Here is a 14,662-nt window from a genome sequence, read left to right on the forward strand (position 1 = left end):
CAGCCGCCGAACGCGTGCCGCAGCCACCTCGGGGCGGGCAGCGGCTCCACCGAGATCCCATCCCACGATTGCGAGCATCCGTTGCCCATCGCTACGGAGATCCGCCCGGTTCCGGGCTCCCTCACCGACTCCGCCGCCGATCTGGTGGCGCTCCCAGTCTCCCGCGGCGACGAGGCGCCGATCGCGGCCACCGCGGGCGCGGGCCTCGATCCCGCGGAGCTGGACGCGCGGCTGCCGGCGCCTGTCGCCGCGCTCGTCGCGCACTACGAGCTGACCGGCAACCCCGGTGAGGTCGCGCAGTTCCCCGCCGACCTGGGTGCGGGGCTGGTGCGTGTCGTGCTGCTCGGAGTAGGCGACGCCACCCCCGGCGACCTCCGGAAGGCCGGTGCGGCACTGGTCCGCGCCGCCAAGGGCCGCACCACCGCGGCGACCGGCGTCGCCCTACTGGAAAAGGCGAGCGAGGGCGGCGGCGCCGGGCTGGCGGCGTTCGCCGAGGGCGCGCTGCTGGCCTCCTACCGGTTCAGTCTGGCCTCCGCCCCTGCGGGCGCCGAGCCGCTGCAGGCGCTCGAACTGGTCGGCGCCACCTCGCAGACGGCGGCCGCGGCGGTCGCCCGCGGCGAGACCGTGGCACAGGCGACGGGGCTGGCTCGGGACCTGATCAACACGCCCTCGCTGGAGAAGGACCCGGCCTGGCTGGCCGCGCGCGCCGTGCAGACCGCGTCGACGGCGGGGTTGGAGTCCGAGGTCTGGGACGAGGCCGCGCTCAAGCGCGACGGCTTCGGCGCGATACTCGCCGTCGGGGCGGGCTCGGACCGCCCGCCGCGGCTGGTGCGCCTGGACTACCGACCGGAGAACCCCGCAGGCCACGTCGTCCTCGTCGGCAAGGGCATCACCTTCGATACCGGCGGGTTGTCGCTGAAGCCCAACGACAACATGAAGCTGATGAAGACCGACATGAGCGGGGCGGCGGTGGTGCTCGGCGCGATGTCGGCGCTGGCCGGGCTCGGCACCGAGGTCGCCGTCACCGCACTGCTCCCCATCGCCGAGAACTCCGTCTCCGGCTCCGCTGTGCGGCCCGGCGACGTGATCACCGCCTATGACGGGCGAACGATCGAGGTGTTGAACACCGATGCCGAGGGGCGGCTGGTCATGGCCGACGCGTTCGGCTACGCCGCTGCGCGGTTGGCTCCCGACGCGCTCGTCGACGTCGCAACCCTGACCGGAGCGGCGAAGGTGGCGCTGGGCACCGGCACGGGCGCTCTCTACAGCAGCGACGAGTCCCTTGCCGGGGCGCTGGCCGAGGCGGCGGAGCGCTCCGGTGAGCCGGTGTGGCGGCTGCCGCTGACCGAGGAGTACCGCGAGGTGCTGGACTCGCGGGTGGCCGATCTGGCCAACGTCGGCAACGGCGACTTCGGGCGTCCCGGCGCCACCGAGGCGGCGCTGTTCCTGCGGGAGTTCACCGGCGGGCTGCCGTGGGCCCACCTGGACATCGCCGGTCCGGGGCGTTCCAGCAGCGACGAGGGCGTGTTGAGCAAGGGCGGCACCGCGTTCTCCACCCGCCTGCTGCTGCACTGGCTCTCCGGCGGCGAACCCGTGGTCGGCGGCGGGGCCGCGTAGTCGGCTTCGGTTCCGCCTGCGGGCGTTCAGTCCCTCGGGGCCTCCTCGCGGATCGCCGCGAGGAGGCCCTCGCCGACGGGCAGCAGCAGCGGGACCAGCTCCTCGTCGTCGCGGACGAGTCGGGCGGCCTCGCGCACCGCCGCGGTGCCGGGTTCGGGTGCGCTCAGCGGGCCGTCGGAACTGGTGGCGGCCTCCAGAGCGTTGTTGAAGACCACGATCCCGCCCGTTCTCAGCAGGCGCAGCGCCTCGGCGAGGTAGGCCGGATAGGCGGCGGTCTCGGCGTCCACGAAGACCATGTCGTAGGCCGCGTCGGTCAGCCGCGGCAGCACGTGCAGCCCGCGCCCCAGGATCAGCCGCACCCGGTTCGCGGGGAAGCCGGCGTCGCGGTAGGCGGCGCGTGCCAGCTCCTGGTATTCGGGTTCGATGTCGACGCTGGTCAGCACGGACTCCGCGCGCATGCCGCGCAGCAGCCAGATGCCCGAACTGCCGCATCCGGTCCCCACCTCCACCACAGCGCGGGCGCCGATCGACGCGGCCAGGAAGCGCAGCGCCGCTCCGCCCGCGGCGCTGATGGGAGAGGACTCGGCCCGCTGCCCGGTCCGGCGCGCCGAGGTCAGCGTGGCGTCCTCGACGGCGTACTGCTCGATGTGGGCCAGAGTGTGGGCCAGTGTGTCGTCTCGGCTGGCGATGACGGCCTCCCCGCGTGTGACGTGCTCGGCTGCCTCCGCCGCGCGGGCCCGCGGCGGGCCAGGTTCGGCCGGATGGCGGACGCGGCGTGCGCCGAGGTGTGGGACCGCGGAACACGCGGGTGCCACCGGCGGTGACTCTTCGTGTCCGCGCGCTCACCCGGTTGCCGGGTTCCAGGCACAGACTAGCCTGCCGAGGGGGTTGCGGGCGTGTTCGCGGCCCCGGGAACTTAATCGCCCCTTCGCGGCGTTGCAAAGTGGGTAAGGACTTTTCGTGTCCGAGCGTCGGCGGCCCCCTCGCGGCCGGCCTCGGCGATCCCTGGGGCGGCGAGCCGCCTCCCGGGCGTGCACGCGATCCGAAGGGAGTGGCGGTGGCAGACTCCGACGCTGCCGTGGACTTCGAGCAGTGGGAGCCGCCGAGCTGGGACGAGGTCGTGCGCAACCACTCGGCCCGGGTGTACCGGTTGGCCTACCGGCTGACCGGCAACAAGCACGACGCGGAGGACCTCACCCAGGAGGTTTTCATCCGGGTGTTCCGGTCGCTGGCCAACTACACCCCCGGAACCTTCGAGGGCTGGCTGCACCGCATCACGACCAACCTCTTCCTCGACACGGCTCGGCGCAAGGCCCGCATCCGGTTCGAAGGGTTCTCCGACAACGCGGACGACCGCCTCCAGGGGCGCGAGCCCACACCCGCGCAATCGTTCGAGGAGCGCCACTTCGACGCCGACATCCAGGCGGCGCTCGACGACCTGCCGGCGGAGTTCCGCGCACCGGTCGTGCTGTGCGACATCGAGGGCCTGTCCTATGAGGAGATCGCCGCTACGCTGGGCGTCAAGCTCGGTACCGTGCGCAGCAGGATCCATCGGGGGCGCGCCCAGCTGCGCAAGGCCCTGGAGCACCGGCGGCGCCTGGCCGCCCAGGAGCACGCCGACTTCGGCGTCCCGGGCGGCGCGAACACGGGCATCGGGGAGGTGGAGTGAACATGGACCACTTGGGAGAGCGCCTGTCCGCTCTGGTCGACGGCGAGCTCGGCCACACCGAGCGCGACCGGGCGCTGCGGCACCTGGCCGCCTGCGAGAACTGCCGGTTCGAAGCCGAGATGATGCGCGGCCTGAAGCGGCGCCTGCACGGCCTCGACTCCCCCGAGCCCTCCACCGACTTCATGGGCCGCCTCTCGTCTCTCAGCGGGGCGTCCACGGAGCCTCCCGACCAGGGTCCGCACGCCGGCGGCCCCGCTGGTCCCGGCGGATTCGGCTCCATACCGCCGCTGGGCTCCAGCCGCCCCATCGGCGGCGGCCTGCCCCATGTCCCCGGCGGTGACAGCGCCCTGGCGGTGGCCGAGCCCGCCGCGAGCTCGCGGTCCCGCTCGGGCCGGGCCGGGCCGGCGGCCCGCGCCGCACGGCCGCTGTCGGTGCTGCGTCCGCGCTGGGAGCGCACGCGCTACGCGGTCGCCGGCGCCTCGGTGCTGGCCGTCGCACTGGGCACGGCTTTCGTCGCCGGCGGCGACTCCGAGGCCCCGCCGGTGGTCAGCCCACCGGTCGACGACTACGCAGTCGAGCACGCGGTGACCTCGCGCCAGGTCACCGTGCCCGCTCCCGAAGGCCGGTTCCCGGAGGTCGGCACCGTGGTGGAGGCCACCGCGCCGGCGTCCGGGCCGCGGTGAGCGCCGCGCGCCGCCAGCCGCCCCCCTCCCCGCGATCGCTCCGCGCCGCCGAGTCCGCCCGCCGCCCACGCCCCACCCCGCCCCGGACGCCGCGCGCCGTCGGTTTCCCCGTTCGGATGCCGTTGGTGCTGCTGTCCCTCTCGCTGGTGGTCGTGGTGCTGCTGCCGGCCTCGATCCCGGCGCAAGCGGGCGAGGTCCCGGCGCCCGGCGACGACGACGGCATGGGGCTGCTGCGCCGCGCGGCGGAGTCCGTCCGCGAAGTCTCCTTCGAAGGCGTGCAGCGGGTCACTGCGCAGGGCCGGGGAGCCGGGGGCACCGGGTCACGGCTGGTCGAGGTGGTGCACCGTGCCGGCGAGGCCACCGGCTACCGCTACGCCGGCGGCGCGCAGCCGGCCGAGGGGCTGGTGGTCGGGCAGACACCGCTGCTGATGAAGGTCGACGAACTGCTGCTGGATCGACTGGCCGCCAACTACCGGGTGACCCGTGTCGGCGAGGCCCGGGTGTGCGGGCGCTCCACGGACGTGCTGGAGGTGCGCCGCGCCGACGGCACCGCCGCGGGCCGGCTGTGGATCGACAAGCGCACCGGGCTGCCGTTGCGGAAGTGGGTCCGCGGCCCTTCGGGGCGGCTCGTGCACGCGGGCGAATTCGTCGAGTTCCGCGTGCGCCGTGACCCGGGCCCGCTGCCCGAGCACCGCGTGCGGGCGCGTCCCTGGTCCGACGAGCTTTCCGGCGCGGAGCTGGCGCGGCTGCGCGAGCGCGGCTGGCACATCCCCGAGCAGCCCGCGTGGGACCTGCGGCTGATCCGGGCCTGGGCCAAGCAGGCGGAAGGCGGCCGCATCGTGCACCTGGCCTACTCCGACGGGCTCTCGGTGGTCTCGGTCTTCGTCCAGCGCGGCAGACTGGCCGACGAATCCGAGGGAACCGGTACGGGGGCGGCGAAAGTCGTACAGGGCGACGGTGCCGCCGCAGCGGGGCAGCGCCTGATGTGGGACTCCGAGGGCTTCGTCTACACGGCGATGGGCCAGGCGCCGCCCGGCCTCCTCGCCGCGGCGGTCGCGGGGTTCCCGACCGCGGAGCGTCCGGACTTCTGGGAGCGGGTGCTGCGCGGGGTGGAGCACCTCACCGCTGCGGCGACCGGCTGACAGGGGCCGACCGGGACCACGACGGGTCTGGGACGCCCCGATGCGGGCGCTGATCGGCGGTGGAACATCCATCGGGACATAGGGTCCGCCGGTGGAGATTCCCGGTCCTAACGGCCGGTTTATGCGGGCTGCTCCAGAATCGACCCGGCGGCGACGGACGGAGAGCTGGATGACGGACGACACCGGACCCCCGAACCCCGACGACGGAGCGGATCGGCCCCGGCCCGAGCCGCACCCGCCGGCGGAGGAGGGCCGACCGGGCGCCGTGCAGCCGCCGGATCCGAGCGGGGCCGAGCAGGGGGCCGCGCCGCCGCCGCAGCAACCGCCGTCACAGGAGCCCCGGCAGGGCGCCGCTTCCTGGCCTCGGCCGGAGGGCGGCAGCCGCGCCCCCGGCGTCCCCATGGGGCCGCCCGCTCCACCGGGAGGCCCGGGCCCGGCCGGGGGCGCTCCGTCGTGGGCCGCCCAGTCCGACGCAGCCCCCGATGCCGGCCGATGGGCCCACGCAGTCGGCGGGCCGCCGCCCGGCTCGCCCCAGCACGCGCACCACACGGGGTTCTCCAACGCCGGCGGACCGCCGCCCGGCGGCGCGGGCCCCCTACCGCCGGGGCCGCCAGGCCCCCCTGGTCCGGGCGGGCCGGGCGGCGGCCACTACGGCGCCCCCGGGTTCCCGCCGCCACCGCCGCCGAAGCGGCGCCGCGGCCTGCCGCTGTGGGCGGTGGTGCTCGTCGTCGTGGTGGTGTCGGCGGGCTCCGCGGGTGTCGGCGGTGTCGTCGGCGGTTCGCTGGGAGTGCAGAGCGCCCCGGAACCCCGGGACCGTCCCTCGCCGCAGTTGAACACCGAACTGCCCTCCGACGCCCCCAGCCGCGCGCCCGACACCGTCGCCGGCGTCGCCCAGCGCGTCAGTCCGAGCGTGGTCTCCATCCAGGACGCGGGCTCGACCCTCAGCGGCAACGGCTCGGGCTTCGTCATCGAGAACGACCGCGTCGTCACCAACAACCACGTGGCCTCGGCGCTGCAGGCGGGCGACATGGAGGTCGTCTACAGCAACGGCCGGACCAGCGGCGCAAGCGTGGTGGGCACCCGGCCCGACTCGGATCTGGCGGTGCTGGAGCTGGACGACCCCCTCGACGTCCAGGCACTGGAGTTCGGAGACTCCGCGCAGGTCACCGTCGGAGACCAGGTCATCGCCATCGGCGCGCCGCTGGGCCTGGCGGGCACCGTGACCACGGGCATCATCAGCGCCGTGGACCGAGACGTGAGCCTGGGCGACGACTCCTCCGGCCAAGGGGCGGCCATCAGCGCGCTGCAGACCGACGCCGCGATCAACCCCGGCAACTCCGGCGGTCCGCTGGTCGACGCGCAGGGCCGGGTGATCGGCGTCAACACCGCGATCGCCACCCTGGGCGGCGCCGCGGGCGGCCAGGGCGGCAGCATCGGCCTGGGCTTCGCCATCCCTTCGGCGGAGGTCGAGCGGGCCGTCGACGACATCCTCGGCGGCGCCGGAGCATCGGGCAGCCCGCAGGCGGAGGGTGCCGCCTTGGGCCTGGTGCTGGATTCGGAGTACGACCAGGGCGCGCGCATCGCCTCCGACGGGGAGGCCGGCGGTTCGGCCGTGGAGCCCGGCGGACCCGCCGACCAGGCCGGTCTGCAGCCGGGCGACGTCATCATCGGCTTCGACGGCCGCGACGTCCCCGACGCCGACACCCTGACCCGGCTGCTGGAGCAGTACGAATCCGGCGACCGGGTCGAGGTCGTGTTCCAGCGCGACGGCGAAGGCCGCACCACCGACGTCACGTTGGAATAGGCGCCGCTTGCCGGGGCCGGGCCGACGCCGGAGCTGGAAGTGACGCCCGGGCAGGGCCGGGGAGACCGCGGCCGCCGCTGGGCAGGCGGCTCGGGTGGGCTGTGCGGCCTTGTGGAGGCCCTGTGGTCTGCCGGGCGGCGGGTTGTCTGGAAGGAAGGCGGCGCCGAGGGCGGTGGATGGCCGGGCCCGCGTCCACGGGACACGGTGCCCGCATGCGGGTCGCCCGACGCCGCGCCGAGAGTGGCTCCAGGAACGGTCTCGGCGCCGCGTCAGCCCGTCGGCTCCTCGCCGATGTCCTCGTGCCACAGTTCGGGGCGCTGGGCGATGAACTCCGCCATCATCGCCGCGCAGCCGGGGTCGTCGAGCACCACGACCTCTACGCCGTGCTCGGCCAGCCAGTCGTGGCCGCCGGTGAAGGTCCGCGACTCACCGACGACCACCCGCGGGATGGCGAACTGGCGCACCAGCCCGCTGCAGTACCAGCACGGCGAGAGCGTGGTGACCATGGTGGTTCCGGCGTAGCCGCGCTGGCGGCCGGCGTCGCGGAACGCCGCGGTCTCGGCGTGCACCGACGGGTCGCCGTCCTGGACGCGGCGGTTGCGCCCGCGGCCCAAAACCTCGCCGCCGCTGCCGATCAGCGCGGCGCCGATGGGGATCCCGCCCTCGTCGAAACCGGACCGCGCCTCGGCTGCGGCCACCTCCAGCCACCGCCGGAACCGGTCGGGGTCCTCCTGGGGTGCGGGCATGGCTCCTCCGGGCGCGTTTCGGGCGTTTCGGGCCCCGCGGCCGCCCGGTCCCGGCCGGCGCGACCGCCGGCGAACCCGATGCTATCCGGTGGGCAGCGTGTCCACGGGGCGGCGCCGCGCGGGGGAGGGAGGCCGGTCGGGGCCGCCGTTCGGCGGCGGCCCCCTACGAAGGTTGCGGCGGCTCCTACCCGCTGACGGGGCTGATGCCGAGCTGCATGCCCGAGAGCCCGCGCGGCTTGCCGACGAGGTTGCCGGCGATGCCGCCGAGGATCTGGGAAACCTCGGTGTTGGGCTCGCTGAGCACGAGCGGCTGGCCCTCGTCGCCGCCCTCGCGCAGCCGCATGTCCAGCGGCACCTGGCCCAGCAGGGGCACCTGCGCACCCAGGGCCTTGGTCAGGCCGTCGGCGACGACCTGGCCGCCGCCCTCGCCGAAGAGGTAGGTGCGCTCGTCGCTGCCGGGCGCGACGTAGTAGGACATGTTCTCGATGACGCCGGCGACCCGCTGGTGGGTCTGCGCGGAGATGGCCCCGGCCCGCTCGGCGACCTCGGCGGCGGCCTGCTGCGGTGTGGTCACCACCAGGATCTCGGCGCCGGGCAGCAGCTGGGCGACCGAGATGGCGATATCGCCCGTTCCGGGAGGCAGGTCCATCAGGAGCACGTCGAGGTCGCCCCAGAAAACGTCGGAGAGGAACTGCTGCAGCGCGCGGTGCAGCATCGGGCCGCGCCACACCACGGGCTGGTTGCCCTGGGTGAACATGCCTACCGAGATGACCTTGATGTCGTGGGCCACGGGCGGCAGGATCATGTCCTCGACCTTGGTGGGGTGGGCCGAGATCCCCAGCATCCGCGGCACGGAGTGCCCGTAGATGTCGGCGTCGACCACGCCGACCTTGTGCCCGGCCTCGGCCATCGCCGCGGCGAGGTTCACGGTCACCGACGATTTGCCGACGCCGCCCTTGCCGGAGGCCACCGCGTAGACCTTGGTCAGCGAGCTGGGCTTGGCGAAGGGGATCTCCTTCTCGGCCTGCCCGCCGCGCAGCTTGGATTGGAGGGCCTTGCGCTGTTCGTCGCTCATGACGTCGAGTTCGACGGTCACCCGGGTGACGCCGTCGACCTTGGAGACGGCGTTGGTGACGTCGCTCTCGATCCGTCCCTTCATCGGGCAACCGGCCACCGTGAGGTAGATGCCGACATGCACGACACCGCCCTCGGCGATCTCGACGCTTTTGACCATGTCGAGATCGGTGATGGGGCGGTGGATCTCGGGGTCCTGGACGGTCGCCAGAGCCGCGTTCACCTGCTCGGTGGTGGGTGTGGAGGACATGACTCCATGGTATGCAAGGAGGTCCAGGACAGCGGACCTCCGCGGCGGGCGAGTGGGCTGCGCGGCGCGTCCGGTGCCCGGCGGCGGCCCCGCGCGGCGCGATTCGCGACCAAAGAGCGCTGCGAGCGGCTGCGCGATCGTCTGCGTTGTGAGTGAAATCACCCTCCATGTATCCGGAGTACCAGCCGGTAACCGGACCGGCTTCCGCTATATGAAGTCGGCGAGGTCACTATGCCGCTGCACCCCGAACCGGTCGGCGCGGTCTTCGGCGGCCCGCTCCCGAACGCCGCCCGCGCCACCCGGCGGCGGGCATCCTGCGGTCGGCGACATCCCAGCTCAGCGCGGTGTAACCGCTCGGTGGCGGTGCGTTCTTAACGCGGCCAATACAACGGCGGATAGTACTCTCGGCAAACGATGAGAAACTCGCCGCCGCCGCCCGGCTCATCCTGGTCGTCTGAACCGCAGGGGCCCCTCGGTCCGGACCGGTCGGCCGACCAGCATGAGCAGGTGTGGGCGTGGCCGCCGGCGGCGAGCCGGACCGATACCCAACGCGACGGGGCGTGGGCGTGGCCGCCGCCCGCCCAGCCGCGCCGCGGCCCCGAGCCGACCGGTGTCGCCCGCCCGCCGGCCGGGGTCCCCTATCACCGCCTGGCCCGCACCCGGCGCCACCGCTGGTGGATGCCGCCGCTCGCGGTCGTCACCGCCGTGGCGGCGATCCTGGTCGTGCAACTGCTGATGGGCATGGCCGCGGTCGTGGTGGCGGTGGTCAACGGCATACAGGGGACCGGCGACGACATGTTCGCCGAGCCGGTGGCCAATCTCGCCTTCCAGCTCGTCGTCATCGCGACGATGGCGCCGATCGTCCTGGGGATCGCCTGGCTGATCCAGCGCAGGCCGACGGGCACCGTGTTCTCGGTGGCCGGGCGGCTGCGGCTGCGGTGGCTGGCGTACTGCGCCGTGCTGACCCTGCCCGCCCTGATCTGCTCCTTCGCGGTGCTGTTCGGCCTGACGAGATTGACGGCTCCGGAAACCGCCTTCGTCGGCGAGTTCGCCGGCGGCGAAAACTTCGCGCTCGCCGTCGGGCTGATCGTGCTGCTCGTGCCGTTCCAGGCCTCCGCCGAGGAGATCGCGCTGCGGGGCTTTCTGATGCAGTCGGTGGGTTCGCTGGGCGCCGGGCCCGGCGAGCGCCGCGGAGCCGGTGCGGTCTCCCGGTTCCTGCGCACCCCCGTGCTGGCGATCGTCATCAGCGGAACCGTGTTCACCCTTCTGCACGACTACTTCGGCTGGGGCCTGCTGGATGTGGCGGTGTTCGGTATCGCCATGGCCTGGCTGACGTGGTTCACCGGCGGCCTGGAGGCCGCGCTGGGCCTGCACGTACTGCACAACCTGGTGGCTTTCACCATCAGCGCCTACGAGGGCACTCTCGACCGGGTCGCCACCGGAGGCGGCTCCTGGCAGGGGGTGGTCAGCACATCGGTCGAGGTCGCCGTCTACTGCGCGGCGGTGGTGTGGCTGGCCCGGCGGACGGGTGTACGCCGCAGTGTCGCCGAAAGCGACGGCGAGCCGGACACAGCGGGGGCCGCGGCCGCGCTCCCCGAGTGGACCGCCCAGGCTGAGGGCGGCCGGTGGCGCCAGGAGCACCCCGGGCGGTGGGCTCCCGACAGCCCCGCCGACCAGGCACCCGACCAGTGGCGGTATCCGTCCGGCGACCCGGCGCACCGTCCCGACGACCCCGGCGCCGCCGCGCCGTGGGCGGCGCCGGGACCGCAGCGCGGAGGGCAGCCCCCGCCGCCCGGCCGTGGCGGTGCACCCGGACCCTACGGCTAGGTGTGTTTTAGAACGCCGGTCTGCTGTGCGGCCTTGTTGGTCTGTCGGGTGGCGGGTGGTCTTGACTGAAAAGCGGCGGCGAGGGCGGCGGATGGCTGGGCCTGCGGTCACCGGGTCGGGTGCTCGTCGGTGGCGCGTGCGGCGGATCGGCGGCTGCGGTCTGCTGTGCGGCCTTGTTGGTCTGCCGGGTGGCGGGTGGTCTTAACTGGAAAGCGGCGGCGAGGGCGGCGGATGGCTGGCCTGCGGTCACCGGGTCGGGTGCTCGCCGGTGGCGGTGGTCGGCGGGGGCGGCGGCGACGCCGGCGGGGCCGTTCCTGCGGTGGTCGGGGCGGCGGTCACCGGCCCCTGGCCGCGGATGGTCGAGACCCGGGGGCCGCCGCTCGGTTGTCGGCGCGGGTCTGATGCGGGGCTCCCGGCGGCGGTGGCGCACGAGGTGCGCCGTATGGCGCGAAAACCGCCCCCGGCGTCGACTTTTCGTGCGCCTCGTGGCTGCTGCGTCCGCCGGGGTCGCCCGCAAAACGGGCATCGGTCCGCAAAAGCCCACCCCATCGGGGGGTGGGGCCCCCGGCGGTCGCGCCCGGGCGCCACGAGCGACGTGTCGTCGCCCCCGGGCCCCCGATCCGGCGCACCCCCGGGCCGCGCGGGTGCCCGCGACCGCGCCCCGCGGCGCGGCCTCCGGCCGGTGCGGGCCCGGCCGGAACACGGCGACACTCAGCCGGCCCACCGCTGCCGGTGTGTCCGGTATGCCGGTCCATCCGGCGATGATCGTGAACTTATGGCCGCGGAATGCGCTTTCCTGCGACCATAAGTTCACGGTAGACGCGTCGAGTCTGTCTCCAGGGTGAGATTCGGCGCCGAATCCGTCCCTGCAGACCCGAGCCGCACGGGTCGGTGGCCGCCTCCGCAACGTGTTTCCGCAGCGTGTGTACGGGTAGTCTCCCGGCAGCATGAAGTCGGATCCGTCCTGCCCCCGCTGCGGACGCGCCGTCCAACCGCCGGGTTTGTGGTCGAGCGCGTGGCAGTGCGACGCGCACGGGCCCATCGCCCCGCTGAACCCCGTACGCCCGCCGGCTGAGGCCTCGCTGGAGGTCCTGCTCGGCATCACCCAGGTGCCGGTGTGGTTGCCCTGGCCGCTTCCCGCGGGGTGGCTCGTGACCGGATTCGCCGATGCCGGTGACGACCGCAGCGGCGCGCTCGCCGGCGCCGTCGCCCTCTCCGGGCCGGCTCCGCTGGGCGGCGTCGGCGAGATGGCGTTCGTCGCCGAGGACCCCGGGATCGGCTTGGGCGCGCGGCTGGCCGGGCTGGACGGCCCCGATCCCGGCAGCGGCTTCGGCTCCGGCCCGCCCGACACCAAGCTCCGCTACAACGGCCACGACATCGCACTGTGGCGCGTCGACACCGGCGACCGGTGCGCTGCCTACGCGGGTGAGGCCATGGCCGACTGGCTGTGGCTGGTCTTCAGCCCCGCCGACACCGCGGTGCTCGTCGCCGAGCTGAGCGACCTGCGCGACCTGCGCGACCTCCGCGACCGCCAAGACGGCGGTGCCGTGCTCGAACCGCCCTTCGGCGCGCCGTCGCCGTTCCTCGCCTCAGCGCTCAAGCCGGCGCACTGAGCCGGCGCCTGCCTCGCCCGGCGCGGCGGACGGTCGCACCCGCGTGGAATCATCGACTGATGCGCATCGACCTGCACTCGCACAGCTCCGTCTCCGACGGCACCGAGCCCCCCGCGGAGGTGGTCCGGCGAGCCGCCGCGGCAGGGGTGGACGTCCTGGCCCTGACCGACCACGACACCGTCGCCGGCATCCCCGCCGCCGCGGCGGCCCTGCCCCCCGGTCGCACCCTGGTACCGGGCATGGAGCTGTCGTGCCTGCACGAGGGATCCAGCGTGCATCTGCTCGCCTACCTGTGCGATGCCGGGCACCCCGAACTGGCGGCCGAACTGCGGCGCATCCGCGACGACCGCACCATCCGCGCCCGCGCCATGGTGGACCGGCTGGGCGAGGCGGGTATCGAGGTCACCTGGGAGCGGGTGTGCGCCATCGCGGGGGTCCGCACCGGCCCGATGGACACACCCCCCGACCCGGGTGCCTCCGCCAACGTCATCGGACGTCCGCACATCGCGCGGGCGATCGTCGAGGCCGGGGCCGCATCCGACGTCCCCGAAGCCTTCGACCGGTGGATAGGAGCCGGGCGCCCCGGCTACGTGGCCCGCTACGCGCTGGACGCCCTGCGCGCGGTCGAGCTGGTACGTGCGGCGGGCGGCGTGTGCGCCGTCGCGCACCCCGCCCGCGGCGAGGCGACGCCCGACGGGGCGGTGCCGATGGAGCTGATCGAGCAGATGGCCGCCGTCGGACTCGGCGGGATCGAGGCCGACCATCCCTCGCACGACGACGACGAGGCGGCGTTCTGGCGCGGTGCGGCCAAACGGCTGGAGTTGGCGGTCACCGGATCCAGCGACGACCACGGCGATCTGACCGAACACCGCATCGGTTGCCGCACGACCGCCCCGGAGGAGTACGCTCGCCTGATCGAACCGGCGACCGGAGCCGCGCCCATCACTGCCGAATGAGGCGGACCGTGCGCTGCGAACGCCGCGGTCCGTGCGCTTATCGGTGTCTTAGCCGCCGGATGGGAAGCTAGCCAGTCGCGTGAGACGGGTACCCATGTGGCGCGTGGGGCGGTGACAATGGTCGGCGTAGTCAGCAGAGCTCGCAACGGACAGTGAAGGGTCGGCACCGTGTTCTGGAAGCGGAAGGACAAGAAGAAGGACGGCGACGAGGCCGAGGCCTCCGGGGCGCCCTCGGCGGTGGCGACCACGAGCGCCGGCCCCGATGACACCGCCGCGGCCGACGCCCACGCCGAGCCCGAGGAGTCCGCGGACGACGCCCCCGCCGCGGCGGCCGGGACTGCGGAGGACGGGGAGTCGGCCTCGGCCGGCGAGGAAACCGCCGAATCCGCCGAACCCGCCGGGTCGGACGAGGGCGAGGAAGCCGACGAGTCCGCGAAGGACGCCGAGGACGCCGAAGACACCGAGGACGCCACGCCGGCTGCGTCCGGTCGCCGGCGTTCCCCCACGGCCGCGGAGGACCCAGAGGTCGCCGGCGCGACCGAGCCCGACGAAGAGGGCGTGCAGCGGGTGCGCACCGTCGGCGTCCTCAAGGCCGAGGACCAGGAGATCGACGTCGTCAGCAATACGTGGATCGTCGACGCCGACAGCGAAGGCGTCGTCGTGATCGACCCGGCGCACGACGCCGAGGCGATCATGGAGGCCGTCGGTGATCGCGAGGTCTACCTCGTGGCCTGCACCAACGGCTACAACACGCACCTCACCGCCGCCATCGAGGTCGCCGAGCGCGACGAGGCGCCCATCGCCCTGCACCGCCGCGAACTGCGCTCCTGGCGCCGCATCCACGGCGCCGAGCACCGGCCCGATCTGGAGATCGAGGGCGGCGGCTCGCTGAAGGCCGGCGACATCGAGATCGACATCCTGCCGATCCCGGGTACCTCCACCGGCAGCGTCGCCTACTACGTCTCCGAGAAGGGCGTCGTCTTCACCGGCGACTCGCTGCGCGCCGGCGAGGTCGGCACCGTTGCGGGCGGCTACATCGACTACACCCAGCAGCTGCACTCGATCGGCGAGATGATCCTGACTCTGCCGCCGGATACCCGCGTGCTGCCCGACAGCGGCCCGGAGACCACCGTCGGCGAGGAGTCGGAGAACTTCGACGCCTGGGTCTCCACCCGCTGACGTCGTCGCGGCCCTGCCAAGAGGCGCCGGATCGGCCCGGCTCCCTTGGGTGGCCGGGCCCGGCGGCCTGCATCCACAGGTGCTCCAAGGGTCGCCGCGCCG

Annotated in this window: 12 protein-coding genes; 9 read left to right on the forward strand and 3 right to left on the reverse strand. The window is 74.0% G+C overall.

Annotation, left to right across the window (positions count from 1 at the left end; genetic code table 11):
* Positions 1 to 81: 81 nt before the first annotated feature.
* Positions 82 to 1,617, forward strand: a complete 1,536-nt coding sequence (locus EKD16_RS03795) for a leucyl aminopeptidase (protein ID WP_131097119.1) — start codon at positions 82 to 84, stop codon at positions 1,615 to 1,617.
* A 26-nt stretch (positions 1,618 to 1,643) separates the two neighbouring features.
* Here EKD16_RS03795 and EKD16_RS03800 read toward each other — a convergent pair whose 3' ends face one another.
* Positions 1,644 to 2,306: an O-methyltransferase gene (locus tag EKD16_RS03800; RefSeq protein ID WP_394347337.1), complete on the reverse strand. Its 663-nt coding sequence runs from the start codon at positions 2,304 to 2,306 to the stop codon at positions 1,644 to 1,646.
* A gap of 368 nt (positions 2,307 to 2,674) precedes the next feature.
* Here EKD16_RS03800 and sigE point away from each other — a divergent pair, with 368 nt between their 5' ends.
* From sigE to EKD16_RS03820, 4 genes are all read left to right on the forward strand, one after another.
* Entirely contained in the window at positions 2,675 to 3,286 is a 612-nt protein-coding gene (gene sigE / locus EKD16_RS03805; protein ID WP_131097120.1) for an RNA polymerase sigma factor SigE, read from the forward strand.
* A 2-nt stretch (positions 3,287 to 3,288) separates the two neighbouring features.
* The gene (locus EKD16_RS03810) at positions 3,289 to 3,969 is read left to right on the forward strand and encodes an anti-sigma factor family protein (RefSeq protein ID WP_131097121.1); all 681 of its coding nucleotides are present in this window, start codon (positions 3,289 to 3,291) and stop codon (positions 3,967 to 3,969) included.
* Between the two features lie 125 nt (positions 3,970 to 4,094).
* Complete coding sequence (locus EKD16_RS03815; RefSeq protein ID WP_165498486.1) at positions 4,095 to 5,111, forward strand: sigma-E factor regulatory protein RseB domain-containing protein; 1,017 nt, start codon at positions 4,095 to 4,097, stop codon at positions 5,109 to 5,111.
* Between the two features lie 715 nt (positions 5,112 to 5,826).
* Positions 5,827 to 6,915, forward strand: a complete 1,089-nt coding sequence (locus EKD16_RS03820; RefSeq protein WP_242677221.1) for a S1C family serine protease — start codon at positions 5,827 to 5,829, stop codon at positions 6,913 to 6,915.
* A 269-nt stretch (positions 6,916 to 7,184) separates the two neighbouring features.
* Here the strand turns inward: EKD16_RS03820 and EKD16_RS03825 are convergent, their stop codons facing one another.
* On the reverse strand, positions 7,185 to 7,661 hold the full coding sequence (locus EKD16_RS03825) for a nucleoside deaminase (RefSeq protein ID WP_131097123.1): 477 nt from the start codon (positions 7,659 to 7,661) through the stop codon (positions 7,185 to 7,187).
* A gap of 184 nt (positions 7,662 to 7,845) precedes the next feature.
* On the reverse strand, positions 7,846 to 8,985 hold the full coding sequence (locus EKD16_RS03830; RefSeq protein ID WP_131097124.1) for an Mrp/NBP35 family ATP-binding protein: 1,140 nt from the start codon (positions 8,983 to 8,985) through the stop codon (positions 7,846 to 7,848).
* Between the two features lie 507 nt (positions 8,986 to 9,492).
* Between EKD16_RS03830 and EKD16_RS03835 the strand changes: the two genes are divergently transcribed.
* From EKD16_RS03835 to EKD16_RS03850, 4 genes are all read left to right on the forward strand, one after another.
* Positions 9,493 to 10,812 (forward strand): CPBP family intramembrane glutamic endopeptidase, encoded by a 1,320-nt coding sequence (locus EKD16_RS03835; protein ID WP_131097125.1) that lies wholly within the window; start codon positions 9,493 to 9,495, stop codon positions 10,810 to 10,812.
* A 947-nt stretch (positions 10,813 to 11,759) separates the two neighbouring features.
* The gene (locus EKD16_RS03840) at positions 11,760 to 12,425 is read left to right on the forward strand and encodes a DUF6758 family protein (RefSeq protein ID WP_131097126.1); all 666 of its coding nucleotides are present in this window, start codon (positions 11,760 to 11,762) and stop codon (positions 12,423 to 12,425) included.
* A gap of 56 nt (positions 12,426 to 12,481) precedes the next feature.
* Positions 12,482 to 13,381 (forward strand): PHP domain-containing protein, encoded by a 900-nt coding sequence (locus EKD16_RS03845; protein ID WP_131101985.1) that lies wholly within the window; start codon positions 12,482 to 12,484, stop codon positions 13,379 to 13,381.
* A gap of 168 nt (positions 13,382 to 13,549) precedes the next feature.
* Positions 13,550 to 14,560 (forward strand): MBL fold metallo-hydrolase, encoded by a 1,011-nt coding sequence (locus EKD16_RS03850; RefSeq protein WP_131097127.1) that lies wholly within the window; start codon positions 13,550 to 13,552, stop codon positions 14,558 to 14,560.
* Positions 14,561 to 14,662: the final 102 nt, after the last annotated feature.

The sequence above is a fragment of the Streptomonospora litoralis genome, assembly GCF_004323735.1.
GTDB lineage: Bacteria > Actinomycetota > Actinomycetes > Streptosporangiales > Streptosporangiaceae > Streptomonospora > Streptomonospora litoralis.

What these genes read in the sequence shown, in the direction of transcription:
- EKD16_RS03810 (WP_131097121.1), top strand. Translation starts at nt 3,289, where the DNA reads ATGGACCACTTGGGAGAGCGCCTGTCCGCTCTGGTCGACGGCGAGCTC.
- EKD16_RS03825 (WP_131097123.1), bottom strand. Translation starts at nt 7,661, where the DNA reads ATGCCCGCACCCCAGGAGGACCCCGACCGGTTCCGGCGGTGGCTGGAG.
- EKD16_RS03830 (WP_131097124.1), bottom strand. Translation starts at nt 8,985, where the DNA reads ATGTCCTCCACACCCACCACCGAGCAGGTGAACGCGGCTCTGGCGACC.
- EKD16_RS03840 (WP_131097126.1), top strand. Translation starts at nt 11,760, where the DNA reads ATGAAGTCGGATCCGTCCTGCCCCCGCTGCGGACGCGCCGTCCAACCG.